The organism is Oryzicola mucosus (assembly GCF_014534685.1).
GTDB lineage: Bacteria > Pseudomonadota > Alphaproteobacteria > Rhizobiales > Rhizobiaceae > Oryzicola > Oryzicola mucosus.
Genome location: NZ_JACVVX010000003.1, coordinates 422,515 through 447,810 on the forward strand (window position 1 = coordinate 422,515; position 25,296 = coordinate 447,810).

Below are 25,296 nucleotides of genomic sequence, written 5' to 3' on the forward strand. Positions count from 1 at the left end.
GGGGCAATGCGCCACGTTGTTGTTTTTTCGCGGCAGATTGTCCGGAAACCCGCTTGGAGTCTCCGGTGTTTGTCTAACGTCGGGACATCGCCCTCAGATGTCGAGCGTGGTGGCGTGTTCCCACGAGGTGAATTGCGCGCAATAGGTGTTCCATTCGCCATGCTTCAGCTTCAAATAAGCGGCGGAAAAACCTGTCCCGAGGGCTGCCTGTAGTTCGGCGTCTTTCTCATATTCGCGAAGTGCATCGAGCAGGTTGAGCGGCAGCTTCGGTGCATCGGTGACGGTGTGGCCATCCTTGTACATGTCGATGTCGTAGTGACGGCCAGGGTCGGCCTGCGTCCTGATACCGGACAGGCCGGCGGCGATGATGATGGCCTGCAGAAGATAGGGATTGACCGCGCCATCGGGCAAGCGAAGCTCGAAACGGCCTGGACCCGGCACGCGAACCATGTGGGTGCGATTGTTGCCGGTCCAGGTCACGGTGTTGGGTGCCCATGTGGCACCCGAAACCGTACGCGGTGCGTTGATGCGCTTGTAGGAATTGACGGTCGGATTGGTTATCGCGGCAAGCGCGGAGGCATGTTTCATGATGCCGCCAAGGAACGTGCGGCCCTGTGCCGACAGGCCGAAGGGCATCGCCTTGTCGGCAAAGGCGTTACTCTTGCCTTCGGCGTCCCACACGGAGATATGCGCGTGGCACCCATTGCCGGTCAGGCCCTTGAACGGCTTGGGCATGAAGGTGGCGCGCAGGCCGTGCTTTTCAGCAACCGATTTGACCATGAATTTGAAGAAGGAGTGCTTGTCGGCGGTCTGCAGCGCGTCGTCATACTCCCAGTTCATCTCGAACTGGCCGTTCGCGTCCTCATGGTCGTTCTGGTAGGGCTTCCAACCCAGTTCGAGCATGTAGTCGCAGATTTCCGCGATGACATCGTAGCGGCGCATGACCGCCTGCTGGTCGTAGCAGGGCTTCTCGGCGGTATCGTAGTCGTCGGAGATTTTGGAACCGTCCGGGGAGATCAGGAAGAACTCAGGCTCGACGCCGGTCTTGACGCGCAGGCCCTGGGCGGCGGCTTCGGCGACGAGTTTCTTCAAAACAACGCGCGGCGCCTGGTCGACCGGCTGATCTTCCATGACGCAATCAGCAGCGACCCAGGCAACATCGCGCTTCCAGGGAAGGCGGATGACAGAGGACGCATCGGGAACGGCGAACAGGTCGGGATGCGCCGGCGTCAGGTCGAGCCAGGTGGCGAAGCCCGCAAAGCCCGCTCCATCCTTTTGCATGTCGGCAATGGCCTGTGCGGGGACCAGCTTGGCACGCTGGCCGCCGAACAGGTCGGTATAGCTGATCATGAAATATTTGATGCCGTTATCGGCGGCATAGGTCGAGAGGTCCAGTGTCACGTCGTTCCCCATAGTTTTTTGTCTCGTTCAAAGTCTTTGGCCGCGCCCTCCCAAGCGTGGTTCAAGACCGTTAGAAGCCACCCTTGCCAGGATACCAGCCTGTTCCGGCCAGCGGTATCTGCGCCATCGCGGCCGCTTCGAGCGTCAGCGCGCAGAGGTCCTCGGGCTCGAGATTGTGCAGATGGTTCTTGCCGCAGGCGCGCGCGATGGTCTGCGCTTCCAGCGTCATCACCTTGAGGTAGTTGGCGAGGCGACGACCAGCTGCCACCGGATCGAGCCGCTTGGCCAATTCCGGGTCCTGCGTGGTGATGCCGGCGGGATCCTTGCCCTCATGCCAATCATCATAAGCACCTGCCGTGGTGCCGAGCGCCTGATACTCGGATTCCCATTTCGGATCGTTGTCACCGATGGCCACCAGCGCCGCCGTGCCGATGGCTACGGCGTCAGCGCCGAGCGCAAGCGCCTTGGCAACATCGGCGCCCGAGCGGATGCCGCCCGAGACGATTAACTGCACCTTTCGGTGCATGCCGAGATCCTGCAGCGCCTGGACAGCGGGCCGTATGCAGGCCAGCGTCGGCATACCGACATTCTCGATGAACACGTCCTGCGTGGCCGCAGTGCCGCCCTGCATGCCATCCAGAACAACGACGTCGGCCCCCGCCTTCACCGCAAGCGCGGTGTCGTAGTAAGGGCGCGCGCCACCGACCTTGATATAGATCGGCTTTTCCCAGTCGGTGATTTCGCGCAGTTCGAGGATCTTGATCTCCAGATCGTCTGGTCCGGTCCAGTCGGGATGGCGGCAGGCCGAGCGCTGGTCGATGCCCTTGGGCAGGTTGCGCATGTTAGCGACGCGGTCGGAAATCTTCTGGCCCAAAAGCATGCCGCCGCCGCCCGGCTTGGCGCCCTGCCCGACGACGACCTCAATGGCGTCCGCACGGCGCAGGTCCTTCGGGTTCATGCCGTAGCGCGACGGCAGATACTGGTAGACCAGCGTCTGCGAATGGCCGCGTTCCTCGTCCGTCATGCCGCCATCGCCGGTGGTGGTAGAGGTGCCGGCAAGCGTCGCGCCACGGCCGAGCGCTTCCTTGGCGTTGCCCGACAAGGCGCCGAAGCTCATGCCGGCAATGGTAATAGGCGTTCTCAGCGTGATCGGCTTCTTGGCGAAGCGCGTTCCGAGCGTAACCGTCGTATCGCATTTCTCACGATAGCCTTCGAGCGGATAGCGAGAGATCGAGGCGCCGAGAAACAGCAGATCGTCAAAATGCGGCACCTTGCGCTTGGTGCCGGCACCGCGAATGTCGTAGATTCCGGTGGCCGCCGCGCGGCGGATTTCGGCCAGCGTGTAGTCGTCGAAAGTGGCCGACTTGCGGGGCGGCGTGAAGGGATTGTGATAGCTCATGATGTGTCCCCTGCCTCAATATGCGTCGGCGTTGTCGATGTTGAAATTGTAGAGCTTGCGGGCCGAGCCATAGCGCTTGAATTCTTCCGGCTTCACATCGGTGGCACCGGCCTTTTCGAGAAGCTCGGCAAGCAGTTTCAGATGCTTTGGCTTCATCTCCTTCTGAACGCAGTCAGCGCCCAGGCTTTTGACGGTGCCGCGCACGAAGAGCTTGGCTTCGTAAAGCGAGTCGCCGAGCGCATCGCCCGCATCACCCAGCACAACCAGATGTCCGGACTGCCCCATGAAGGCTGACATGTGGCCGATGGAGCCATGGACGACGATGTCGATGCCCTTCATCGAAATTCCGCAACGCGATGCAGCGTTGCCCTTGATGACGAGGAGACCGCCGCGACCCGTGGCGCCGGCATATTGGGAGGCGTCGCCCTCGATGACGACGGTACCCGACATCATGTTTTCGGCCACGCCGGGGCCAGCCGAGCCGTGCACGGTGATCGTGCCACCATCGTTCATCCCGGCACAGTAATAGCCTACCGAACCCTTGACCTCGACGGTGACCGGCTTGTCGATGCCGACGGCGACCGAGTGACTACCGCGCGGATTGACGACTTCGAAACTCGTGTCGTTAGCGCCGGGCGCTACGGTGTGCAGCGCGCTGTTGAGCTCGCGCAGCGGGGTTGTGGCAAGGTCGAAAACTCGCATCGATTCAAGACTTTCTCGTTGGACGCTGGCGTGCACGGTCAGGCGGCCTTCTCGTGATCCCAGAAATATACGGTCGCCGGCTCCGGCTCCCAGACCCGGGCATCCTCGATGCCGGGCAGGTTGACCAGCGCGCGATATTCGGACCCGAAGGCGACATACTGGTCGGTTTCGGCCATGACGGCAGGCTTGCAGGCGATCGGATCGCGCACGACGCCGAAGCCGGATTTGGTGCCAACGACGAAGGTGAAGAAGCCGTCAAGATCGTCAAGCGCGCCTTCCAGCGCTTCGCCCAAATCTTTGCCCTTGGCCATTTCGGCAGTGAGATAGGCGGCTGCAACTTCCGAGTCGTTCTGAGTCTCGAAGGTCATGCCCTCGCGGATGAGTTCGCGACGCAGATTGTTGTGGTTCGACAGGGAGCCGTTGTGCACCAGGCACTGGTCGGCGCCGGTCGAGAACGGATGCGCGCCGAGCGTGGTGACAGCCGATTCCGTCGCCATACGGGTATGGCCGATACCATGCGTGCCGGACATGGCGCGAACACCAAAGCGCGCGACCACATCCTTCGGCAGGCCGACTTCCTTGTAGATTTCGACACTGTCTCCCGACCCCATGACGCGTACATCAGGACGGCTGGCAGTGATAAAGGCGCGGATATCGGCGATGTCAGCAGCGGTTTCGACAACCGCATGGGTGCTTTTGATCGTAACCGAAGCGTCAATACCCGCCGCCTTCAAGTCCGCAGCGAGCTGCCGAAAATCCTGATCGGGCTCTGCCGACTGCAGCGTGACTTTGGTCTTGCCGTCCGCCTTGCCATAAATTGCGATGCCGGCGGAATCCGGCCCCCGGTCCGTCATCGTGATCAGCATATCGGAGAGAAGCTCGCCGAGCTTAGGCTCAAGCGCCTTGTCTTTCAGGAACAATCCAACAATGCCGCACATGCAAACAGCTCCGTATTTGGGTGAGATGAATGCGGTGTAGCAAGAAGTTGGAGGCGTCGCAATCCTTAGGAATATAAAATTCTTAAAAGGAATAATAGCGTTGATTTGTCATCGGTGGGTGCAAGGATTCCAGCAAGCCTGCCGGAGGTGCGGATACCGTATGTGCTGTGAAGACGACTTCAAGCCGTTGATACCAGATTCGCCGCTTGCTATGATGTGACCATAAAGTTGGTCAGGAGTATATCGATGACCCGTTTCAACCTCGCCGAAGCCAAGTCGCATCTCAGTGAACTCATCAACCGCGTCGAAAACGGCGAGACCGTGCAGATCATGAAGCGCGGCAAGCCGGTCGCGGAGCTTGTTCCCATTCGCAAGCCGAGGAAACCTATCGACAAGGACTTCTTCAAGTCGGAAACGCAGCACATTAAGGTACCTGAGGTACCCGACGACTCAAACGAGTTCATGCAGCGTCTGCGCGATTCCGACCGCTACTGATGGTCTACGTCGATACCTCGATCCTGGTCTCCGCTTTGACCGTCGAAACGCGCAGTTTGGAGATGCAGCAATGGCTCATCGCCGCGAGTCAGACAGATGGCGTTTTGATCAGCGAGTGGACGATCACCGAGTTCTCCAGCGCACTTTCCGTCAAAGAAAGAACCGGGCAACTGACGTGGGAAGGTCGCGGATCGGCATTGCAGTCGTTCCGCGCACTGATACGAGACACGTTCGAAGTCAGGACGGTCACGCGGCAACATTTCTTGTTTGCCGCAGGGCTGTCCGATCAATCCAAAATAGGCTTTCGGGCATCGGATGCTTTGCACGCCGCAGTCGTCATCCTTGAACAGGTAACGCTGGCCACTTTGGACAGGCGTTTGGCCGCAGCAATGAATGAGGGCGGGGCGTCCTGCCTCGTGCCATAAGTGGTCTTTGTCAGCGCTACTGCGGATAGGAAATGATCGACAGGTAGCGAGCAGGCAGCTTGACCAGCTGTTCGGGACCATGCGGCGCATCAGCATCGAAAAACAAGCTGTCGCCAGGCTGCATTGTGTAAAGCCGGTCGCCGTGGCGGTACACCACCTCCCCTTCCAGCATATAGAGGAATTCCAGGCCCTCGTGCTGGAAGGTCGGGAATACGTCCGAGGCGGTCGTCAGCGTGATCAGATAGGGCTCGACCGCGACTCCGCTGGAATTGTTCTCGAACGCGCCCAAAAGGCTATATTGGTGGCCGGCGCGCGTACCGCGCCGCTCAATGTTCACGCCCTCGCCCGCCTTGACGAAAGTAGCGCTGCGGGTTTCCTCGAACCCCTTGAAGAAGGCTGTAAGCGGTACGCCGAGCGCTTTGGAAAGCGCCTGCAGCGTTGTCAGCGACGGCGAGATGTTGCCGTTTTCGATCTTGGACAGCATGCCCACCGACATCTCCGTGGCCACGGCCAGATCGGTGATGGTCAGCCCCAGCTTTTTGCGGTAGGCGCGCACCTCACGGCCGATCGCCATTTCGAGATTGTTTTCGCGAGGCTCGCGTACTGCATGCGGATCCTGATTGAACGCCGGTCTCGAAGGCGGATTTTCTTCAGCTTTTGCAGTTTTATTCGCCAATGCCGATACCCCGGATTTTTCTCAGAACTATAATAAGACGAGAAAAATTCAACCGTGAAGAAAATTCGGTTATAATTTTTTGCGTGTTGCCCGAGGCGCCTCGCCATAGGCCCGGCCATAGACATTGGAGAAATGCGCGGCGCTCGAAAAGCCGGTCGCAAAGGCGATTTCCGAGATCGACAAGGGGCTCTGCTCGATGAGGCGGCGGGCGTGGCTAAGGCGGATTGTCCTGTAGGTCTCCAGAAATCCCGACCCCAGTTCATTGGCAAAGAGCCGGTCGATATGGCGTTCGCTGATACCGGCAAAGGCGGCCATCGCAGCGCGTGGCAGCGGCTTTTCTACAGTCACCTCCATTTTTTCAAGTATTGCCAGAAGAGCGGGATGGTGCGTGCCAAAGCGTTCCGCCGCCGAACCTCGCTGCGGGGCTGTCGGTTCGGCCACCGCGGCATGCAGGTACCAATCGCTGACCCGTCGGGCGAAGTGAGATCCCATCCGTTCGGCGATCAAGGCGTGCATCATGTCGAGCGGGGCGATGCCGCCGCCGCAGGTGATGCGGTCCCCGTCGAGCACGTAGCGTGCCTGGCGCGGTACCAGATGCGGAAAGGTTTCCCTCAGCACCGGCGCGTGTTCCCAGTGAATCGTGAAATCGCGGTTTTCAAGCAGACCGGCGGCAGCCAGCAGGAAGGAGCCGCTGGAAATCGCGCCAATGCGGACGCCTTGCCGCGACAAGCGTCTCAGTGCAGAGATCAGCGTGTCGTTGCCCATCCAATCCTGTGGGCCTCCGCCGGCGCACATGAAGATCGTATGGCACTCATCTCCTTCTGTGGAGAGGGCCTTGCAGTCGATGGCCATGCCTGACGAACTGGTCACGGCCAAGCCGTCGACGGACAGCGGAATGACCTCGTAGAGATCGACGCCGGAAAGAAGATTGGCGGCCCGCAACGGCTCTGTGGCCGACGCGTAGGACATCAATGCGAAATTGCTGATGAGCAGGAAGCCCATACGGTATGTGTCGGAGGCCATGTCCCAATTTTACACTTACGCGTCCTATTCTTGCAATCCCTTAATGATACTCTTTGGTATTCTCAAAGACGGCTTTGCAAAGACGCCTGATTTCAAGGGCCTTCCTGAATGCGCTATTCGGCACTCTCGGTTTTTCTCAACGGCTTGCGCGGCAATAAGGGCTGGGGGGCGGCCTGGCGCTCCCCGCAGCCCAAGCCGCATTACGATGTGGTGATCGTCGGCGGTGGCGGGCACGGACTGGCAACCGCCTATTATCTCGCCAAGGAATTCGGCATCACCAATGTGGCTGTGGTCGAGAAAGGCTATATCGGCTCCGGCAATGTCGGCCGCAACACCACCATTATCCGCTCCAACTATCTGCTGCAGGGTAACAACCCGTTCTACGAGCTATCGATGAAGCTGTGGGAGGGGTTGGAGCAGGACTTCAACTTCAACGCCATGGTCTCGCAGCGCGGCGTGGTCAATCTCTACCACTCCGACGCACAGCGCGACGCCTATACCCGACGCGGCAATGCCATGCGGCTGCATGGCGTAGATGCCGATCTGCTCGACCGTGAGCAGGTGCGCGCAATGCTGCCTTTCCTGGATTTCGACAATGCACGCTTTCCGATCCAGGGCGGGCTGATGCAGAAGCGCGGCGGAACCGTGAGACACGACGCGGTAGCTTGGGGCTATGCGCGCGGTGCCGACATGCGCGGCGTCGACATCATCCAGGATTGCGAAGTCACCGGCATCCGGCGCGAAAATGGCGCGGTGACCGGCGTGGAGACCACCAAGGGTTTCATCGGCTGCGGCAAGCTGGCGCTGGCAGCAGCCGGCAACTCGTCGCGCGTCGCGGCGATGGCCGACATGAAGCTGCCGCTCGAAAGCCATGTGCTGCAGGCCTTCGTGTCCGAAGGGCTGAAGCCGTTCATCGATTGCGTCGTCACCTTCGGAGCGGGACACTTCTACTGTTCGCAGTCGGACAAGGGCGGTCTCGTCTTTGGCGGCGACATAGACGGCTACAACTCCTACGCCCAGCGCGGCAACCTTGCCACCGTCGAACACGTCGCGGAAGCCGGCAAGGCGATGATACCCGGCCTGTCGCGGGTGCGCGTGCTGCGTTCGTGGGGTGGCATCATGGATATGAGCATGGATGGCTCGCCCATCATCGACCGAACCCATATCGACAATCTCTACCTTAACAGCGGCTGGTGCTATGGCGGCTTCAAGGCGACGCCGGCGTCCGGCTTCTGTTTCGCCCATCTGATCGCGCGCAACACGCCGCAGGAGACGGCGACGGCTTTCCGACTGGACCGTTTCGCGCGCGGCTTCATGCTTGACGAAAAGGGCCAGGGCGCCCAGCCCAACCTGCACTGACCCCGCAAGGATTTCGAACCATGGCAAGCCTCGTTTCCTGCCCTCATTGCGGCAGCAGACCCAAGGAAGAATTCACCGTCAAGGGCGCCGCACTGAAGCGGCCCGCGCCGGATGCCGGCCAAGAACGCTGGATGGATTACGTCTATCTCCGCGACAATCCGCGCGGCGCCTATGAGGAATACTGGCATCACACGTCGGGCTGCCGACGCTGGCTGGTGGTGACCCGCGACACCGCAACTCATGAAATCGCGGACAGCCGCGATGCCGCCCTCGGCGTTCCGGAAACCCGCGCATGACCTCCTATCGCCTGCCAAAAGGTGGTTTGATCGACCGCCAGTCGCCCCTCAGTTTCCGCTTCGACGGCAAGGCCCTGTCGGGTTTTTCCGGTGACAGTCTGGCGTCCGCGCTGCTCGCCAACGGCCAGCGGCTGGTCGCCCGCAGCTTCAAATACCATCGTCCACGCGGCATCCTGACGGCCGGCAGCGCGGAGCCCAATGCGCTGATGACGATCGGCAGCGGCGGACGCACCGAGCCCAACACCCGCGCCACCATGCAGGAACTGTATCAGGGGCTCGAAGCGCAGAGCCAGAATCGCTGGCCGTCGCTTGACCTCGACATCGGAGCGCTCAACAGCCTGCTGTCGCCCTTCCTCGGCGCAGGCTTTTACTACAAGACGTTCATGTGGCCGGGCGCCCTTTGGGAAAAGCTCTATGAACCCTTCATCCGCAAGGCTGCGGGGCTGGGCAAGGCAACGTACGAAGCCGACCCGGACGGTTACGAGAAAAGCTGGGCGCATTGCGACCTGCTGGTGATCGGTGCCGGACCTGCCGGCCTTGGCGCCGCGCTGACGGCTGGCCGTAGCGGCGCTCGTGTCATCGTGGTCGACGAGCATGCGCTGGCCGGCGGATCGCTGCTGGCCGAGACCGCAAGCATCGGCGGAGCGACGGCCGCCGAGTTCGCCCGACAGGCTATAGCCGAGCTGGAAAGCCTGCCCAATGTCGAGGTGCTTACGCGAACGACTGCTTTCGGATGGTATGACGGCAATGTCTTCGGCGCGGTGCAACGGGTGCAGAAGCATGTCGCGACCCCCAAGGACAATGTGCCAGTCGAACGGCTGTGGCGCATCGCGGCCAAACGGGCATTGCTGGCAACCGGTACGGAAGAACGCCCGCTTGTTTTCGGCGGCAATGACATTCCGGGCGTGATGATGGCCGGTGCTGCGCGCAGCTATCTCAACCGCTATGGCGTAGCCTTCGGCAAGCGCGCAGCGGTGTTCACCACCAATGACAGCGGTTATGCGCTGGCCCGCGACCTCGAGGGGGCGGGTGTGGAGCTTGCCGCGATTGTCGACAGCCGTGCCGATGCTGCGATCGCCTGGTCGGGCAAGGCGCGACTGGTCAAGGGCGCTTTCGTCAGCGATGCCAAGGGCGGCAAATCGCTGTCGGGCATCTCGATCTGGAAGGACGGCAAAAGCGAAACGCTCGATGTCGATGCGCTTGCCGTTTCCGGGGGCTTCAGCCCCATCATCCATCTCGCCTGCCACCGTGGCGGCAGACCGGTCTGGTCGGATACCCATTCAGCCTTTCTTGCACCGACGAAGCTGAATGGCCTGTCGCTCGCTGGCGCCGTAAAAGCCACGAGCGGTATCGCGGCCTGCATGGCAGACGGCGCTGCGCAGGCATCGGCGCTGCTTGGCGAGCTTGGCTTCAAAGTTGAACCTGCCACGTTCGGCGCGGTCGAGGGCGATATCGCGGTACCCGCCGCAAAGGCGGTCTGGTCGATCCCCGGCATCAAAGGCAAGGCTTTCGTCGATTTCCAGAACGACGTGCACCGCAAGGATCTCGGCCTTGCGGTCCAAGAGGGCTACGGCCATGTCGAACTGGCCAAGCGCTACACCACCACCGGTATGGCAACCGATCAGGGCAAGCTATCCAATGTCAACGCCATTGGTTTGCTGGCGGAGGCGCGCGGCGTCTCGCCGGCTGACGTCGGCACGACCACCTTCCGCCCCTTCTACACGCCAGTGTCCTTCGGCGCGTTGACCGGCGCCTATCACCGCGACCACTTCCAGCCCGTCCGCAAATCGCCACTGCACGATTGGGCAGCAAAGAACGGAGCCAAATTCGTCGAGACCGGCCTTTGGTATCGCTCGTCATGGTTTCCCCGCGACGGCGAGACGAGCTGGCGCGAAAGCGTCGACCGCGAGGTCCGCAACGTCCGGCTGAACGCCGGGCTCTGCGATGTCTCCATGCTTGGCAAGATCGAGATCGTCGGGGCGGATGCAGGCGAGTTTCTCAACCGCATCTACTCCAACGGCTTCGCCAAGCTCCCTGTCGGAAAGGCGCGCTACGGGCTGATGCTGCGCGAAGACGGCATCGTCTATGACGACGGCACCACGAGCCGGATCGAAGAAAACCGCTATTTCATGACGACCACAACCGCCTACGCGGCGGGTGTGATGAACCATCTCGAATTCTGCTCCCAGGCGTTGTGGCCGGATCTCGATGTGCGGCTGTCCTCGGTCACCGATCAGTGGGCGCAGATGGCGATTGCCGGACCAAAGTCACGCACGATCCTTCAGGCCATCGTCGACGACGATATTTCCAACGAGGCTTTTCCGTTTCTCGCTGCACGGGACGTCTCGCTGTTCAGCGGGCAACTGCGCGGTAGACTGTTCCGCATCTCGTTCTCGGGCGAACTGGCCTATGAATTGGCGGTGCCCGCAGGGTATGGCGAAAGCGTCGCCGATGCTTTGATGGATGCCGGCAAGCAACATGGCATCTGCGCTTACGGCGTCGAGGCGCTGTCGGTCCTGCGCATCGAAAAAGGTCATGTCACCCACAACGAGCTGAATGGCACGGTGGTGCCCGCCGATCTCGGTTTCGGCAAGATGGTGTCGGCTGCAAAGCCGGACTTCATCGGCAAGGCGATGGTCGACCGCGAAGGACTGGTTGCCGAGGACCGGCCGCAATTGGTCGGTGTGGTGCCGCTCGATCCGGCGCAGGCGTTTCGCACCGGCTCGCACATCCTCGCCAAGGATGCTGCCGCGACGCTCGAGAACGACCAGGGTTATGTCACCTCAAGCTGCTATTCCCCGCATATCGGCTCGACCATCGGCCTCGCCTTGGTCAAGCGCGGATCGCAGCGGCATGGCGAGGATGTCATGATCTGGAACGGCTTGCGCAACGAATATACGCCGGGCCGCCTGTGCAGTCCCGTCTTCTTCGATCCGGCAAACGAGAAGCTCCATGTCTAAGTATCGCCTCATCCACCGTCCCGCGCTTTCGGACAAGCAGCCGTTCAACGCGTCGGGCATCGGCCTGACCGCACTTCCGGAAGGTCATGTCATTCATGTGCTCGCGGAACAGGGCGCGGATCCGTCCGCCATGCTGAAGGGTCTGGCAGAACAGGGGCATTCCGTGCGCTACGCGGCGCCGGGCCAATGGTACATCGTCGGCGACGAACCATTGGCGGATGACGCGCTGGCCGCCTTGCTGACCAGGCTTACGCCGCATGCCGAGGGTGTCGACCAAAGCCATGGACGCGTGCGCATCCTTGCACGCGGTCCGATGGTCGAGCGCGTCTTGGCCAAGGGCAGCGGCACTGACCTTGCCCTGTCCGCCTTTGTCGTCGGCCGGTCGACCACGACGCTGATCGGACACATCGCGGCGCATATCACCCGCGTCGAGGATCACGCCTTCGAGATCATGGTGCTGCGCGGTTTTGCCGAAAGCCTGTGGGACGATCTCGCGCAGATGAGCGCCGAATTCGCGGCGTGACGAGGTTTGGCTGACAAATTTAGCCTGCTGACGCTCTACGTCCGCGAAGGAATGCGACCCAGCTTCTTACCCGCCGCTGTCGCCTCCCTCCGCGTCGAACGCATTGGCCTGGGCGATCAGCCAGTCAGAAAAACGGATGAGCGAGAGGCTACGCTCACGGTCGCGCGGGGTGACGAGATAGTAGGAGCTCGGGCTTTTCACACGCCAGTCGAACGCCTGCACCAGTTGGCCGCTTTCCAGTTCCGACGCGATGAGGAAAGTTGGCATCAGCGCGACACCCAGACCCTCGATGCAGGCCTGTGCGACGCTGATGAACTGTTCGAAGCGCATGCCGCCGCGATGGTTGGCCTCCAACCCCAGCGTTGAGAACCAGTAGCGCCACGCGCCTGGGCGCGATGCCATTTCCAGCAACGGCAGCTTGAGCAGCGCCGACGGCTCTTCGATCGGATGTTTTGCCAGAAACGCCGGACTGCAGACCGGAGCCACTGTCTCGCCCATCAGAAAATTGCATTCCGCGCCCGGCCAGTCCGGCGCGCCGATATGAATTGCGGCATCCAGCTGTTCGGTGCGAAAGTCGAAGTGGCCGATACGGGTGGCGAAATTGATGATGATGTCCGGATTTTTCCCGACGAAATCGGAAATGCGGGGCAAGAGCCAGCGCGTGCCCATGGTCGGGAGAACGGCAATGCCGATGGATTTGGCCGGGCTCCCGCTCAAAGTCTCAAGCGACAGCGTGCGGATGCGCTGGATAATGTCAGCGACGCCCGCGGCATAGGTCTTGCCGCGTTCGGTCAGCGCGATGCCGCGATTGGTGCGCTCGAACAACGTTACCCCAAGCTGCTGCTCCAGCAGCGCTATCTGGCGGCTAAGAGCACCCTGCGTCAGGTTGAGCGATTTTGCACCGGCCGAGAAACTGCCGAGCCGCGCGACAGCGTCGAAAGCCACGAGCGCTGTTGTTGACGGCAGAAGGCGTCGCGTGAGGGGATCCATCTGGTATGAGTAAAACTGATAGCGCCGCAAGTAAATATGGTTTGCCTGCAGGTGCGAAAATCGCGACACTGCGGACAACAAGGGAGCCGTTATGAGCACTGCAGCATTTTCCTGGGAAGACCCGTTTCTGCTCGACCAGCAGCTGAGCGACGATCAGCGCATGATCCGCGATTCCGCCGCCGCCTTCGCCGAAGCCGAACTCGCGCCGCGGGTCGAAGACGCCTATCTGAACGAAGAGACAGACGCCTCGCTGTTCCCTCTGATGGGCAAGGCCGGGCTTCTCGGCATCACCTTGCCTGAGGAATATGGTGCGGCGAATGCCGGCTATGTCAGCTACGGCCTGGTTGCGCGCGAGATCGAACGCATCGATTCCGGTTACCGCTCGATGATGAGCGTGCAGTCCTCGCTCGTCATCCACCCGATCTATGCCTATGGCTCGGAAGAGCAACGGAAGAAGTATCTTCCGGGCCTGGTGGCAGGCGACCTGATCGGCTGCTTCGGCCTGACCGAGCCGGACGCAGGCTCCGACCCCGGCGGCATGAAGACTCGGGCGGAGAAGATCGAGGGCGGCTATCGCCTGCGTGGATCCAAGATGTGGATTTCCAACGCGCCGATCGCCGATGTTTTCGTCGTCTGGGCCAAGTCGGAAGCGCATGACAACCAGATACGTGGCTTCGTGCTTGAAAAAGGCATGAAGGGGCTGTCGGCCCCGAAGATCGGCGGCAAGCTGTCGCTGCGCGCCTCGATCACCGGCGAGATCGTCATGGAAGGCGTTGAAGTCGGCGAAGACGCTCTGCTGCCCAACGTGTCGGGCCTCAAGGGACCGTTCGGCTGCCTCAACCGTGCCCGCTACGGCATTTCCTGGGGGGCGATGGGCGCGGCCGAAGACTGCTGGTTCCGCGCGCGGCAATATGGCCTCGACCGCAAGCAGTTCAACAAGCCGCTCGCCGGCACCCAGCTTTATCAGAAGAAGCTGGCCGACATGCAAACCGAGATCGCGCTCGGTCTCCAGGCGTCGCTGCGCGTAGGCCAGCTTTTCGATGCTGGGCAGATGGCGCCGGAGATGATCTCGCTCGTCAAGCGCAACAATTGCGGCAAGGCGCTCGACATCGCCCGGCAGGCCCGCGACATGCACGGCGGCAACGGCATCCAGATCGGCTATCATGTCATGCGCCACGCGCAGAATCTGGAAACCGTCAACACCTATGAAGGCACGCATGACGTGCATGCGCTGATCCTGGGCCGCGCCCAGACCGGCATTCAGGCGTTCTTCTGAGCGGAGCAAAACAGATGTCGGAAGCGCCGCTTGCCGGGATCCGGGTCATCGAACTCGCCCGCATCCTGGCCGGACCGTGGATCGGCCAGACGCTGGCCGATCTCGGCGCGGATGTCATCAAGGTCGAGAGCCCGGAAGGCGACGACACCCGCAAATGGGGTCCGCCCTATGTCGATGAAGGCGAAGACGGCCGCTCCGCCGCCTATTTCCACGCCTGCAATCGCGGCAAGCGCTCGATAGCGGCCGATTTTGGCTCGGAAGAGGATTTGGCCACCGTCAAGGCTTTGATTGCATCGGCCGATGTGGTGGTCGAAAACTTCAAGGTCGGCGGGCTGGAGAAATTCGGCCTCGACTATGACAGCTTGAAAACCAACAACCCCGGCCTGATCTATTGCTCGGTGACTGGCTTCGGCCAGACCGGACCCTACGCGCAGCGCGCCGGCTACGACTTCATGATCCAGGGCATGAGCGGCATCATGGACCTGACCGGCGAGCCGGACGGGCCGCCGGAAAAGATCGGCGTCGCTTTCGCCGATATCTTCACAGGGCTATATGGCGTCATTGCCATCCAAGCGGCTCTCAGGGCGCGGGAAACGACCGGGCGTGGCCAGCATATCGACATGGCGCTGCTGGACTGCATGGGTTCGGTTCTAGCCAACCAAGCGATGAACTATCTCGTCTCCGGCACAGCGCCGAAGCGCATGGGCAACGCGCATCCCAACATCGCGCCCTATCAGACCTTCCCGGTTTCGGACGGCTACATCATCGTCGCCTGCGGCAACGACAAGCAGTTTGTCCGGCTCTGCGGCGTTCTCGGCCTGGCGGAGCTTCCGCTTCAACCGGACTTCGCGACCAATCCTGAACGTGTGCGCAACCGTGTTGCACTGACCGAGACGATGGAAGCCAAGACCGTACTCTGGGCGCGCGACGACCTGCTTGCCGCACTGGAAAAGGCCGTCGTGCCCGCCGGGCCGATCAATACGGTCGGCGACCTCTTCGAAGACCCGCAGTTCCGGCATCGTCAGATGCAGGTGACGCGCGACGGCATCCCGGGCGTGCGGACGCCGGTCGTTTTCTCTAAATCCGCACTCAATCTGACACGCCGTTCACCTCGGCTGGATGAACATCGCGACGAAATCCTCGCTGAAATTGAAGCTGCTCGCGCGAGGTAGCCACTTCGGCTGATCTTACTTCGGCGTCGGCAACCTCGCCAGTTGTCAGCACATCCGGCGACCGCTATGTACTTGGTAGGCCATATTACGAATCTCGGACAATCCGGGAGGGGTTTGACGGCCTTGCTAAAGAGGTGCCGGAACATGAGCAACGCGCTGGACGACACGGCTATTCGCGTCGAACGTCCGACCAAGACCTTGCGCGAGCTTGCACTGGACAAGGTTCGCGAGGCGATCGTGAACGGCTATTTCAAGCCCGGACATCGACTGGTGGAACGCGATCTCTGTGCCCAGCTCGGCGTCAGCCGCACCATCGTTCGCGAGGTTCTCCGCCACTTGGAATCCGAAGGGTTGGTTGCCAATTTGCCCAACAAGGGCCCGATCGTCGCCCTCCTTGATCCCAATGAGGCCAAGCAGATCTACGAAATCCGTGGTGCGCTCGAAGGCATGGCGGCCCGGCTGTGCGCCGAAAGCGGTGATGCCTCCATAGTGGCCGAGCTTGAAAAGTCTCTCATTGGAATCCGCAACAGCTATCGTGACAAGGACATGCCGGGTGTCCTCACCCACACCTCGACTTTCTACCATACGCTTTTCGGGAAGGTTGACCGCCATGTCGCGTGGGGTGTCGTCAACCTGCTGACCGTGCGTATCAATCATTTGCGTTCGATGACGATCAAGACTGAGAATCGCAACATCGAAGGTCCCGCTCAGATGGAGCGGATCATCGAGGCCATCCGCAAGGGTGACGGTCCCGGTGCCTATCAGGCTGCCATAGACCATGTCACTCATGCAGCGGCGATTGCCGAGAAGGTCTTGTCCAGCCAGGCCGCTCCCCCACAAGCCTGAAGACGTCTCGCTAAAACCTGCCTTGATCGGATGCAACAGACGCGCGCCAGCGCCTGTCTGGAAAGCTGCGCGACCGACAAACGGCCATCTTCACCCGCAGATGAGAATGGATTTTCATCGGAAGGTTGCTTGACAGCAAACTTGGTTCGATGTGATGGTATGCCATAATCAATAATACCAAAATATGGGAACCGTAATGAGCCTTGTGAATCCTAGCCGTTATTCTTCTCGCCTTGTGAAAAGCGCCCTCGCCGCCTCGGCATTTTCCGTCCTTGCCAGCATTGCCCATGCGCAGGACTGCGAGCCAAAAATCTCCGACGACCATCTCGTCAAGGCCGGGCATCTCGTCATGGCAACCAGCCCCACCCTCCCGCCGATGGCCTATGCCGATCAGCAGGGCAATCTGAAGGGTCTTCGCGTCGAGATGGGCCTCGAAGTCGCCAAGCGCCTGTGCCTGACGCCCGAATATATCAGCACCGAATATGCGACGATGGTGCCCGGACTTCAGGGCGGCCGCTGGGACATGATCAATGCCGGCCTATTCGTCACCGCCGAGCGTCGCAAAATCCTGCTGATGATTCCCTATGAGAACCTAGCCATCAGCATCTCCACAGTCATGAACGGCCCCAACCCGATTACCAAGATCGACGACCTTGCCGGCAAGACGGTGAGCACCGATATCGGCGGTTACGCCGAGCGCAAGATCAAGGAACTGAACGAAGACTTCAAGAAGCGCGGTCTTCCGGAAATGACCATCAACCTGTTCGACAACTACGCCACCGTTTATCAGGCGCTGCGCGCGGGCCAGGTCGAGGCTGCCGTCTCCATCGATCCCGTCGCCAAGCAGTACCAGGATCGCGGCGAGTTCACCCACGCGCTGTCGGGGATGTATCCGACGCCCGGCTCATTTGCCTTCGGCAGTCCGGAGGTGGCGGAGGCCGTTTCGGTAGCGCTCAAGGAAATGAAGGCGGACGGCACGTTCGACAAGATCATGTCGTCTTATGGCGTCACCCCCGCCCCGGGCGATCTCAGCGTGCTCAGCCTCGAGGGCTGATCGTTTCCCGGATATCTGATGATCTTTCGTCCCGGCGGGCGCGTCCCGCCGCGATGATCTTTGAATGAACGGAGAGACTTGTGAAGGGTTGGAACTGGGAAGGCTTCTTCGAGTATTTGACGAATTATTACCTGCTCGAAGGCGCATTGATAACGCTTGGTCTCACCGTCTTCGCTATGACCGCAGGGCTCTTTATCGGCTTTTTCGTCGCCATGATGCGCATGTCGCGCTACAAAATCCTCTCCGCGCCGGCGAATTTCTATATCTGGATCTTTCGCGGCACGCCGCTTCTGGTGCAGCTTATCATCATCTACACCGGCCTGCCGCAGATCGGCATCAAGTTCACCGTCATCCAATCGACCCTGCTTGGCCTGGCACTCTGCGAGGCAGCTTATCTGGCTGAAATTATCCGTGCGGGTATCTCGGCGGTCCCGAGCGGACAGGTCAACGCAGCGCGGGCCATCGGCATGCGGGAATCCCAGGTGATGCGCTACGTCGTGGCGCCGCAGGCGCTGCGCATCATCATCCCTCCGCTTGGCAACTCGGTGAACAGCGTTCTCAAGACCACCTCGATCGCTTCGATCATATCCATGGAGGAATTGCTTCGGCGGACCCAGGTTTTGATCCAGGAGAAATTCCTGGTGCTCGAACTCTTCACCGTCGCGGCCCTCTATTATCTCGCTATGACAACGGCTTGGGAACTGATCCAGCGTCGCATCGAAAAGCGTTTCGGCAAAGCCTATGGCCCGATGTCGGTCGACGCACACTGAGGAGGCGATCATGCAGGAACAGACCAAGATGATCGAACTCAACGCCGTCAACAAATGGTACGGCAGCAATTTCCAGGTGCTGAAAAACTGCAGCCTGACGGTTGGTAAGGGCGAGGTGGTGGTGATTTGCGGCCCCTCGGGCTCTGGCAAGTCCACTCTCATCAAGTGCGTCAACGCGCTTGAGCCGATCGGCAACGGTCGCATCACCGTAACCGGCGTCGAAGTCAGCGACCCCAAGACGGATATGCCGAAGCTGCGCTCCAAAGTCGGCATGGTGTTTCAGCATTTCGAGCTGTTCCCGCACATGACCATCCTGGAGAATTTGTGCGTAGGCCAGGAAAAAGTGCTCGGCCGCAGCCATAAGGAGGCGTTGGTCAAGGCAGAGGCCTTGCTCGAGCGGGTCGGCCTGACCGCCCACGCGAAGAAATATCCGAGCCAGCTGTCCGGCGGACAGCAGCAGCGCGTCGCGATAGCGCGCGCCCTTGCGATGGACCCGGTTGCCATGCTGTTCGACGAGCCGACATCGGCGCTCGATCCGGAGATGATCAACGAAGTGCTCGACGTCATGGTAGCGCTTGCTCACGAAGGCATGACGATGATGGTCGTTACCCACGAGATGGGTTTTGCACGCAAGGTGGCGGACCGCATCGTCTTTATGGATGGCGGCGAGATCGTCGAAATCGGCGGCGGCGACAGCTTCTTCGACAATCCGAAGACCGAGCGGGCGAAGTCCTTCCTGTCCAAAATACTCGCCCACTGACACGTCAAACTGTCCCAGCCGGAATTTTAGCGGAGCACCGCAATGATCAATCGTGTCCTGATGCCGCGTGAAATCCTCATCGGCGGCGGCAGCCGGTACAGGCTCGGCGACGTCCTGATATCGCTGAACGTCAGCCGTCCACTGCTGGTGACCGATCCAACGATGGTGAAGCTCGGCCATGCCCAAGATCTATGCAGATCTCTGGAGAAGAAGGGGCTGGCTGCAGGCGTCTTCGCTGATGTGGTAGAGGACCCCACCGACGTCTCAATCCACGCGCTGGCGGCACAAATCCAGGCCGGTGACCATGACGGTCTTGTCGCGCTCGGTGGCGGCAGTGCAATCGATACCGCGAAAGCCGCGGCACTCGTCGTCAAGACGGGTGAGGGTCTGCCGGCGCTGAAGGTGCCACGTATCGTGGATATCCCGGTCATGCCGGTGATCGCAATCCCGACCACCGCCGGCACCGGCTCGGAGGTGACAAGGGCCGCCGTGGTAACGGACACGCAGGTCAATGAGAAGATGCTGATACTCGGAACGGCGGCGCTGCCGGCGGCCGCCATCGTCGACTATGAACTCACCCTCACCTGTCCTTATCGCGTCACCGTAGACACCGGCATCGATGCCCTGACCCACGCGCTAGAGGCACTGGTGAACCGCAACGGCAATGCCCATTCGGACGCCTTGGCGCTTTCGGCACTGAAGTTGATCGGCGCCAATCTGGAATGTGCTGCCGAAGAACCTGGCAACCATGCCGCGCGCGAGGCGATGATGCTTGGAGCGACACATGCGGGCCTTGCCGTGTCCAACACCTCGACCGCGCTGATTCATGGCCTCAGCCGGCCGATCGGTGCGTTCTTCCACGTGCCGCATGGCATGTCGAACGCCATGGTGCTGCCGCTGGTCACGCATTTTTCCCTGTCGTCCGCGCCAGACAAATATGCCGCCGCCGCACGGGCGCTCGGTTTTGCCACCGACGAGCACGATCTGACGGCGGGCAACAAGCTCGTCTCGGCATTCGAAAATCTCAATCGGCGGTTGAAGGTGCCGACGCTCAGGGCATTCGGCCTCGAACGTCAACGTTATGCCGACCTCATACCGGAAATGGCGCGCCAGGGACTGGCATCCGGGACGCCGGGCAACAATCCACGCGTCCCCAACGAGTCCGAGATGATGCGGCTTTATGAACTCGCCTACGATGGTTTGATCGAGACCGTCTGACCGATCCAACTGCGCCGCCGTCCGCCTAACAAGCAGGCGTAATAGGGCGCTTGACACATCAATATTATGGCATACCATAGTACAAGCCTTTACGAGGAGCTTCGATGTCCGTCCAGATCCGCAAAACTTTGCTACAAGTCGAAACCACGCTAATCGAGGGCGGCAAGTCCGCGGCCATCCCTCTCAAGCTCTTCTCGGCTTTCGCCGTGGTGAAAAATCCATGGGCCGGCAAAGGCTTCGTGGACGACCTGAAGCCGGAGATTCACGCGGCGGGCCCGGTTCTTGGCGAACTGCTCACCAAGATGATCATCGATGCTGTGAGCTCGGGTGAAGCCGTTGAAGCCTATGGCAAAGCCGCGGTGGTGGGGCTGGACGGCGAGATCGAGCACGCCTCGGCGTTGATCCACACGCTGCGCTTCGGCAATCACTACCGCAACGCGGTCGGCGCCAAAAGCTATCTGGCTTTCACCAACACCCGCGGCCCGGCGAATGCACCCATCATGATTCCGCTGATGGACAAGAACGACGAAGGCCGCCGCTCGCACTATCTGACAATCCAGGCCGCCATTCCCGATGCGCCCGCAGCCGACGAGATTGTCGTTGCGCTCGGCGCTTCGGTGGGTGGCCGGCCACATCACCGCATCGGCGACCGCTATCAGGATCTGAAGGACCTTGGCCAGGACGTTTCCAACCCGGCCGGCGTTTGAGACGTCGAGCGCGGCGATGCTGATCATGGACACCAACCCCGCCGACCAGCGCTCCAAGGCCCATCATCGGGCCTTCGAGCGTCTGCACACCGCTGGCGGAACCGCTTATGTTTCGGAGGGTGAAGGCGATCCGCTGGTCCTGATCCACGGCGTCGGAATGCGGCTGGAGGCTTGGGCACCGCAAATCGCGTATTTTTCCACGACCCGTCGCGTTATCGCTGTGGACATGCCCGGCCATGGCGGAAGCGACAAACTGCCGGAGGGCAGCCGGCTGGAGGATTTCGTCGCCTGGTTCGGCCGTTTCCTGGACGATATCGAGATCGACGCCGCCACCATCGCCGGCCACTCGATGGGCGCGATGATCTCGGGTGGCGCCGCTGCCACAATGGGAAACCGCATACACGGCGTCGGCTACCTCAATGGCGTCTATCGCCGCGACCCGCAGGCAAAGGCCGCCGTTCTTGCACGGGCGGCTTCGATCAAGACGGATGGCGTCGACAAGGACGGCCCGCTTCAACGCTGGTTCGGCGACGATGCCGACAGCGTGCATGCACGGTCGCTGACCAAGTCCTGGCTGGAAATGGTCGATCCGGAAGGTTACGCGGTGGCCTACACCGCTTTCGCCGACGGGGACGAGACCTATGCCGGCCGCTGGCCGGACGTCCAGTGCCCGGCCTTGTTTCTGACGGGTTCGGGGGATCCGAATTCAACACCGGAGATGGCGCGTCAGATGGCGGCACTGGCGCCCAAGGGTTCCGTCGCAATCGTCGAAGGACACCGCCACATGGTCAATTTGACAGCGCCGGACACGGTCAACGATCTTCTGGCGCAATGGCTCGGGAAAAAAGGATAGCGAGATGACAATCGACCCTCGTGCCCTGAGAGACGCTTTCGGCGCTTTCCCGACCGGGGTCACCGTTGTCACCACCCACGACCATGCCGGCAACCCGATCGGCTTCACCGCGAATTCCTTCACCTCCGTGTCGCTCGATCCGCCGATGCTGCTGGTGTGCCTGGCAAAGACGTCGCGCAATTTTGGCGTCATGACTGGTACCGCTCGCTTTGCGGTCAACATTCTGTCCGAAACGCAAAAGGATGTTTCCAACACCTTCGCTCGACCGGTGGAAGATCGTTTTGCCGCCGTGGCATGGAGCGACGCACCGGGCGGCTGCCCGGTCTTCGCCGATGTTGCCGCATGGTTCGAATGTTCTATGGATCGTGTCATCGACGCCGGCGACCACGTCGTCCTGCTCGGACTGATCACGTCCTTCGCCAATTATGGGCTCAACGGCCTGGGCTACGCGCGCGGGGGCTATTTCACGCCGATGCTCGCCGGCAAGGCCGTATCGGCCGCGGCCGACGGCAATCTCAGGATTGGCGCGGTGGTCGAGCGCGATGGCCAGGTTCTTCTCATCGGTACGAACCCGGTGTCCCTGCCCACCTGCGATGCAGGCGCCGAAGATCCTGCCGAGGCGCTCAGCGCCTATCTGGAAAAGCTCACCGGACTGCAAGCGTCGCTCGGTTTCCTCTATTCGGTCTATGACGACAAAAGCGACGGCCACCAGCACATCGTCTACCGGGCGTTCCTGAGCGACGGAAAGCCGAAGCAAGGCCACTTCCTCGATCCTGCAACAGCGGCAGAAAAAGCCAGCGATAGGCCGACCGCTGACATTCTCAGCCGGTTCGCGATCGAAAGCTCCATCGGTAATTTCGGCGTCTATTTCGGCAGCGAAACCGCAGGAAAAGTCCATCCCATACCCGTGAAGAGGGCCTAGGCATATGAAATTCTCCCTTTTCGTCCATATGGAACGGCTGGATGCGAGCCAGAACCACAAGGAGCTCTACGAGGAGTTCGTGGCTTTGTGCGAAATCGCCGACAAGAGCGGTATGCATGCCATATGGACAGGCGAACATCATGGCATGGACTTCACCATAGCGCCGAACCCATTCGTCACCATTGCGGACCTTGCGCGCCGCACCAAGAATGTACGCCTGGGGACCGGCACGGTGATTGCGCCCTTCTGGCACCCGATCAAGCTGGCCGGCGAGGCGGCGATGACCGACCTGATCTGCGACGGCAGGCTGGATATTGGCATCGCTCGCGGCGCCTATTCCTTCGAATATGAGCGCCTTTTGCCAGGCCTGGATGCGTGGGGAGCCGGCCAGCGCATGCGCGAACTCATCCCCGCGATCAAGGGCGTGTGGGAAGGCGACTACGCCCATAACGGCGAGTTCTACCAGTTTCCCGCGACCACATCGGCGCCGAAGCCGATGCAAGAGCCGCATCCACCGATCTGGGTGGCGGCGCGCGACCCCAACAGCCACGAATTCGCGGTTGCCAATGGCTGCAATGTGCAGGTGACGCCACTCTGGCAGGGCGACGACGAGGTGGAAACCCTCATGAGCCGCTTCAACGATGCCTGCGCCAAGAATCCGAGCATAACACGGCCCAAGATCATGCTGCTGCGCCACACCTATGTCGGCTCGGATGAGGCGGATGTTGCACGGGGCGCCCACGAACTGAGCGTCTACTACAATTATTTCTTCGCCTGGTTCAAAAACGAGAAGCCGATCCATCAGGGTCTGATTGAACGCATCCCCGACGACGTCATCGCCGCAAACGCGATGCTTTCGGGCGATACGATGCGCAAGAACAATGTTGTCGGCAATGCCGAGGAGGTCATTGCACGCATCAAGACCTACGAGGCCATGGGTTATGACGAATATTCCTTCTGGATCGACACCGGCATGAGCTTCGAGCGCAAGAAAGCTTCGCTCGAGCGCTTCATCGCCGACGTCATGCCGGCTTTTGCGGAGTAAGCCGATGGAGCAGTTCCAACATTATATCGACGGCGCTTTTTCCGATGGCGAAGGCCGATTCCCGAGCATCGATCCGGCAACCGGCGCTCCGTGGGCCGAGATGCCGGAAGCGCGCGAAGCCGATGTCGACCGCGCGGTCGAGGCCGCGCACAAGGCGCTTTACGAGGGCGCTTGGGCAAAGACAACAGCGACCCAGCGCGGCAAGCTGCTCTACCGACTGGCCGATCTCGTTGCCGCCAATGCGCAGAAGCTCGCGGAACTGGAAACCCGCGACACAGGCAAGATCATCCGCGAAACCTCGGCGCAGATCGCTTATGTGGCTGATTATTACCGCTACTACGCCGGCATCGCGGACAAGATCGAGGGCTCCTATCTGCCCATCGACAAGCCGGACATGGATGTCTGGCTACGCCGCGAGCCTGTCGGCGTCGTCGCCATGGTGGTGCCATGGAACAGCCAGCTTTTCCTGTCCGCCGTCAAGATCGGCCCGGCGCTGGCAGCCGGTTGCACCATGGTGGTCAAGGCATCCGAGGACGGTCCGGCACCGTTGCTCGAATTCGCGCGCCTGATCGACGAAGCAGGCTTTCCCGCAGGCGTGGTCAACATCCTCACTGGCTTCGGTTCGTCCTGCGGGGCGGCACTGGCGCGCCATCCAAAGGTGGCTCATATCGCCTTTACGGGCGGCCCGGAAACAGCGCGCCACATCGTGCGCAATTCCGCAGAGAACCTGGCTTCCACCTCGCTTGAACTGGGCGGAAAATCCCCCTTCATCGTCTATGCCGACGCCGATCTCGAAAGCGCCGCCAATGCCCAGGTCGCAGGCATTTTCGCTGCTACGGGGCAGAGCTGCGTGGCCGGGTCGCGGCTTCTGGTCGAGCGCAGCATCAAGGACCAATTCGTCGGCCTGCTCAAGGCCAAGGCGGAAGCAATCCGCATCGGCGGACCGCTGGACATGGCGACAGAGGTCGGCCCGTTGGCGACGAGCAGGCAGCGCGATCACGTCACGGCACTGGTCGAGCGCTCTGTGGCTGCTGGAGCGAGGCTGGTCACAGGCGGCAAGGCCCTTTCCGGCGACGGGTTCTACTATCTGCCGACCATAATCGATTGCGACGGCGTGGCCTCGCCGTCACTTGCAGAAGAGTTCTTCGGGCCGGTCCTTTCCGTGGTTTCCTTCGAAGATGAAGCGGAAGCGGTGCGGATTGCCAACGATACGCCGTTCGGCCTTGCCTCCGGCGTCTTCACTCAGAACCTGACCCGCGCCCACCGCATGATCAAGAGCATCCGCGCCGGCGTCGTGTGGGTCAACACCTATCGAGCCGTATCGCCGATTGCACCGTTTGGCGGGTACGGCCTTTCCGGTCATGGCCGCGAAGGAGGCATGGCGGCCGCGCTCGATTTCACGCGAACCAAGACCGTGTGGCTCCGGACATCGGACGATCCAATCCCGGACCCCTTTGTCATACGGTGACGGCTCGCCTCCTGCAAC

General features: G+C 61.1%; 25 protein-coding genes. 18 read left to right on the forward strand and 7 right to left on the reverse strand.

Annotated elements, in window-relative coordinates; all coding sequences use genetic code 11:
• Window positions 1–93: 93 nt before the first annotated feature.
• The 4 genes from glnT to ICI42_RS12250 all read right to left on the reverse strand — a co-directional run bounded on the left by glnT (window position 94) and on the right by ICI42_RS12250 (window position 4,440).
• Window positions 94–1,401 carry a type III glutamate--ammonia ligase gene (glnT, locus tag ICI42_RS12235; RefSeq protein ID WP_188164847.1) on the reverse strand — a complete coding sequence of 436 codons (1,308 nt, stop codon included), beginning with the start codon at window positions 1,399–1,401 and terminating at the stop codon, window positions 94–96.
• A 70-nt stretch (window positions 1,402–1,471) separates the two neighbouring features.
• Window positions 1,472–2,800 carry an FMN-binding glutamate synthase family protein gene (locus tag ICI42_RS12240; RefSeq protein WP_188164848.1) on the reverse strand — a complete coding sequence of 443 codons (1,329 nt, stop codon included), beginning with the start codon at window positions 2,798–2,800 and terminating at the stop codon, window positions 1,472–1,474.
• Window positions 2,801–2,815: 15 nt separating this feature from the next.
• A complete protein-coding gene (locus ICI42_RS12245; RefSeq protein ID WP_188164849.1) occupies window positions 2,816–3,502 on the reverse strand; it encodes a GltB/FmdC/FwdC-like GXGXG domain-containing protein in 687 nt (228 codons plus the stop codon).
• Between the two features lie 38 nt (window positions 3,503–3,540).
• Entirely contained in the window at window positions 3,541–4,440 is a 900-nt protein-coding gene (locus tag ICI42_RS12250; RefSeq protein ID WP_188164850.1) for a class II glutamine amidotransferase, read from the reverse strand.
• A 246-nt stretch (window positions 4,441–4,686) separates the two neighbouring features.
• Here ICI42_RS12250 and ICI42_RS12255 point away from each other — a divergent pair, with 246 nt between their 5' ends.
• Both ICI42_RS12255 and ICI42_RS12260 read left to right on the forward strand, forming a co-directional pair.
• Window positions 4,687–4,935, forward strand: coding sequence for a type II toxin-antitoxin system Phd/YefM family antitoxin (locus ICI42_RS12255; protein WP_188164851.1), 249 nt, complete (start codon window positions 4,687–4,689; stop codon window positions 4,933–4,935).
• Window positions 4,935–5,360 carry a type II toxin-antitoxin system VapC family toxin gene (locus tag ICI42_RS12260; protein WP_188164852.1) on the forward strand — a complete coding sequence of 142 codons (426 nt, stop codon included), beginning with the start codon at window positions 4,935–4,937 and terminating at the stop codon, window positions 5,358–5,360. Before ICI42_RS12255 ends, ICI42_RS12260 begins: the two co-directional genes overlap by 1 nt.
• A 16-nt stretch (window positions 5,361–5,376) precedes the next feature.
• Here ICI42_RS12260 and ICI42_RS12265 read toward each other — a convergent pair whose 3' ends face one another.
• Together ICI42_RS12265 and ICI42_RS12270 are read right to left on the reverse strand one after the other, a co-directional pair.
• Entirely contained in the window at window positions 5,377–5,934 is a 558-nt protein-coding gene (locus ICI42_RS12265; protein WP_230980298.1) for a helix-turn-helix domain-containing protein, read from the reverse strand.
• A gap of 171 nt (window positions 5,935–6,105) precedes the next feature.
• A complete protein-coding gene (locus ICI42_RS12270; protein WP_188164854.1) occupies window positions 6,106–7,059 on the reverse strand; it encodes a GlxA family transcriptional regulator in 954 nt (317 codons plus the stop codon).
• A gap of 108 nt (window positions 7,060–7,167) precedes the next feature.
• Here ICI42_RS12270 and ICI42_RS12275 point away from each other — a divergent pair, with 108 nt between their 5' ends.
• From ICI42_RS12275 to ICI42_RS12290, 4 genes are read left to right on the forward strand one after another with little or no spacing between them, the layout of a single operon-like run.
• Window positions 7,168–8,418 carry a sarcosine oxidase subunit beta family protein gene (locus ICI42_RS12275; RefSeq protein ID WP_188164855.1) on the forward strand — a complete coding sequence of 417 codons (1,251 nt, stop codon included), beginning with the start codon at window positions 7,168–7,170 and terminating at the stop codon, window positions 8,416–8,418.
• 20 nt (window positions 8,419–8,438) lie between these two features.
• Entirely contained in the window at window positions 8,439–8,714 is a 276-nt protein-coding gene (locus ICI42_RS12280) for a sarcosine oxidase subunit delta (RefSeq protein ID WP_188164856.1), read from the forward strand.
• Window positions 8,711–11,674: a sarcosine oxidase subunit alpha gene (locus ICI42_RS12285; protein ID WP_188164857.1), complete on the forward strand. Its 2,964-nt coding sequence runs from the start codon at window positions 8,711–8,713 to the stop codon at window positions 11,672–11,674. The genes ICI42_RS12280 and ICI42_RS12285 overlap by 4 nt, the downstream gene beginning before the upstream one ends.
• On the forward strand, window positions 11,667–12,197 hold the full coding sequence (locus tag ICI42_RS12290) for a sarcosine oxidase subunit gamma family protein (RefSeq protein WP_188164858.1): 531 nt from the start codon (window positions 11,667–11,669) through the stop codon (window positions 12,195–12,197). The genes ICI42_RS12285 and ICI42_RS12290 overlap by 8 nt, the downstream gene beginning before the upstream one ends.
• A gap of 66 nt (window positions 12,198–12,263) precedes the next feature.
• Here the strand turns inward: ICI42_RS12290 and ICI42_RS12295 are convergent, their stop codons facing one another.
• Window positions 12,264–13,187, reverse strand: coding sequence for a LysR family transcriptional regulator (locus ICI42_RS12295; RefSeq protein ID WP_188164859.1), 924 nt, complete (start codon window positions 13,185–13,187; stop codon window positions 12,264–12,266).
• Between the two features lie 91 nt (window positions 13,188–13,278).
• On the opposite strand from ICI42_RS12295, the gene ICI42_RS12300 reads away from it, so the two are divergent.
• The 12 genes from ICI42_RS12300 to ICI42_RS12355 all read left to right on the forward strand — a co-directional run bounded on the left by ICI42_RS12300 (window position 13,279) and on the right by ICI42_RS12355 (window position 25,278).
• On the forward strand, window positions 13,279–14,463 hold the full coding sequence (locus ICI42_RS12300) for an acyl-CoA dehydrogenase (protein WP_188164860.1): 1,185 nt from the start codon (window positions 13,279–13,281) through the stop codon (window positions 14,461–14,463).
• Window positions 14,464–14,477: 14 nt separating this feature from the next.
• Window positions 14,478–15,635: a CaiB/BaiF CoA transferase family protein gene (locus ICI42_RS12305; protein ID WP_188164861.1), complete on the forward strand. Its 1,158-nt coding sequence runs from the start codon at window positions 14,478–14,480 to the stop codon at window positions 15,633–15,635.
• A 144-nt stretch (window positions 15,636–15,779) separates the two neighbouring features.
• The gene (locus ICI42_RS12310; protein WP_188164862.1) at window positions 15,780–16,481 is read left to right on the forward strand and encodes a GntR family transcriptional regulator; all 702 of its coding nucleotides are present in this window, start codon (window positions 15,780–15,782) and stop codon (window positions 16,479–16,481) included.
• Window positions 16,482–16,677: 196 nt separating this feature from the next.
• Window positions 16,678–17,535 (forward strand): ABC transporter substrate-binding protein, encoded by an 858-nt coding sequence (locus ICI42_RS12315; protein ID WP_188164863.1) that lies wholly within the window; start codon window positions 16,678–16,680, stop codon window positions 17,533–17,535.
• Window positions 17,536–17,615: 80 nt separating this feature from the next.
• The gene (locus ICI42_RS12320) at window positions 17,616–18,305 is read left to right on the forward strand and encodes an amino acid ABC transporter permease (protein WP_188164864.1); all 690 of its coding nucleotides are present in this window, start codon (window positions 17,616–17,618) and stop codon (window positions 18,303–18,305) included.
• A 28-nt stretch (window positions 18,306–18,333) separates the two neighbouring features.
• Window positions 18,334–19,065 (forward strand): amino acid ABC transporter ATP-binding protein, encoded by a 732-nt coding sequence (locus ICI42_RS12325; protein WP_188165069.1) that lies wholly within the window; start codon window positions 18,334–18,336, stop codon window positions 19,063–19,065.
• Between the two features lie 42 nt (window positions 19,066–19,107).
• Complete coding sequence (locus tag ICI42_RS12330; protein WP_188164865.1) at window positions 19,108–20,283, forward strand: iron-containing alcohol dehydrogenase; 1,176 nt, start codon at window positions 19,108–19,110, stop codon at window positions 20,281–20,283.
• Between the two features lie 104 nt (window positions 20,284–20,387).
• Window positions 20,388–20,990, forward strand: coding sequence for an amino acid synthesis family protein (locus ICI42_RS12335; protein WP_188164866.1), 603 nt, complete (start codon window positions 20,388–20,390; stop codon window positions 20,988–20,990).
• Window positions 20,991–21,015: 25 nt separating this feature from the next.
• Window positions 21,016–21,843, forward strand: a complete 828-nt coding sequence (locus tag ICI42_RS12340; protein ID WP_407945159.1) for an alpha/beta fold hydrolase — start codon at window positions 21,016–21,018, stop codon at window positions 21,841–21,843.
• Window positions 21,844–21,847: 4 nt separating this feature from the next.
• A complete protein-coding gene (locus ICI42_RS12345; RefSeq protein ID WP_188164868.1) occupies window positions 21,848–22,765 on the forward strand; it encodes a flavin reductase family protein in 918 nt (305 codons plus the stop codon).
• A 4-nt stretch (window positions 22,766–22,769) separates the two neighbouring features.
• A complete protein-coding gene (locus tag ICI42_RS12350; protein WP_188164869.1) occupies window positions 22,770–23,810 on the forward strand; it encodes an LLM class flavin-dependent oxidoreductase in 1,041 nt (346 codons plus the stop codon).
• 4 nt (window positions 23,811–23,814) lie between these two features.
• A complete protein-coding gene (locus ICI42_RS12355; protein ID WP_188164870.1) occupies window positions 23,815–25,278 on the forward strand; it encodes an aldehyde dehydrogenase in 1,464 nt (487 codons plus the stop codon).
• Window positions 25,279–25,296 lie beyond the last annotated feature (18 nt).

Bases quoted from the DNA above. Each gene is read 5' to 3' on its own strand.
- ICI42_RS12240 (WP_188164848.1), bottom strand. From the start codon at position 2,800: ATGAGCTATCACAATCCCTTCACGCCGCCCCGCAAGTCGGCCACTTTC.
- ICI42_RS12245 (WP_188164849.1), bottom strand. From the start codon at position 3,502: ATGCGAGTTTTCGACCTTGCCACAACCCCGCTGCGCGAGCTCAACAGC.
- ICI42_RS12250 (WP_188164850.1), bottom strand. From the start codon at position 4,440: ATGTGCGGCATTGTTGGATTGTTCCTGAAAGACAAGGCGCTTGAGCCT.
- ICI42_RS12255 (WP_188164851.1), top strand. From the start codon at position 4,687: ATGACCCGTTTCAACCTCGCCGAAGCCAAGTCGCATCTCAGTGAACTC.
- ICI42_RS12260 (WP_188164852.1), top strand. From the start codon at position 4,935: ATGGTCTACGTCGATACCTCGATCCTGGTCTCCGCTTTGACCGTCGAA.
- ICI42_RS12265 (WP_230980298.1), bottom strand. From the start codon at position 5,934: ATGGCGATCGGCCGTGAGGTGCGCGCCTACCGCAAAAAGCTGGGGCTG.
- ICI42_RS12270 (WP_188164854.1), bottom strand. From the start codon at position 7,059: ATGGCCTCCGACACATACCGTATGGGCTTCCTGCTCATCAGCAATTTC.
- ICI42_RS12275 (WP_188164855.1), top strand. From the start codon at position 7,168: ATGCGCTATTCGGCACTCTCGGTTTTTCTCAACGGCTTGCGCGGCAAT.
- ICI42_RS12280 (WP_188164856.1), top strand. From the start codon at position 8,439: ATGGCAAGCCTCGTTTCCTGCCCTCATTGCGGCAGCAGACCCAAGGAA.
- ICI42_RS12285 (WP_188164857.1), top strand. From the start codon at position 8,711: ATGACCTCCTATCGCCTGCCAAAAGGTGGTTTGATCGACCGCCAGTCG.
- ICI42_RS12290 (WP_188164858.1), top strand. From the start codon at position 11,667: ATGTCTAAGTATCGCCTCATCCACCGTCCCGCGCTTTCGGACAAGCAG.
- ICI42_RS12295 (WP_188164859.1), bottom strand. From the start codon at position 13,187: ATGGATCCCCTCACGCGACGCCTTCTGCCGTCAACAACAGCGCTCGTG.
- ICI42_RS12300 (WP_188164860.1), top strand. From the start codon at position 13,279: ATGAGCACTGCAGCATTTTCCTGGGAAGACCCGTTTCTGCTCGACCAG.
- ICI42_RS12305 (WP_188164861.1), top strand. From the start codon at position 14,478: ATGTCGGAAGCGCCGCTTGCCGGGATCCGGGTCATCGAACTCGCCCGC.
- ICI42_RS12310 (WP_188164862.1), top strand. From the start codon at position 15,780: ATGAGCAACGCGCTGGACGACACGGCTATTCGCGTCGAACGTCCGACC.
- ICI42_RS12315 (WP_188164863.1), top strand. From the start codon at position 16,678: ATGAGCCTTGTGAATCCTAGCCGTTATTCTTCTCGCCTTGTGAAAAGC.
- ICI42_RS12325 (WP_188165069.1), top strand. From the start codon at position 18,334: ATGATCGAACTCAACGCCGTCAACAAATGGTACGGCAGCAATTTCCAG.
- ICI42_RS12330 (WP_188164865.1), top strand. From the start codon at position 19,108: ATGATCAATCGTGTCCTGATGCCGCGTGAAATCCTCATCGGCGGCGGC.
- ICI42_RS12335 (WP_188164866.1), top strand. From the start codon at position 20,388: ATGTCCGTCCAGATCCGCAAAACTTTGCTACAAGTCGAAACCACGCTA.
- ICI42_RS12340 (WP_407945159.1), top strand. From the start codon at position 21,016: ATGGACACCAACCCCGCCGACCAGCGCTCCAAGGCCCATCATCGGGCC.
- ICI42_RS12345 (WP_188164868.1), top strand. From the start codon at position 21,848: ATGACAATCGACCCTCGTGCCCTGAGAGACGCTTTCGGCGCTTTCCCG.
- ICI42_RS12350 (WP_188164869.1), top strand. From the start codon at position 22,770: ATGAAATTCTCCCTTTTCGTCCATATGGAACGGCTGGATGCGAGCCAG.
- ICI42_RS12355 (WP_188164870.1), top strand. From the start codon at position 23,815: ATGGAGCAGTTCCAACATTATATCGACGGCGCTTTTTCCGATGGCGAA.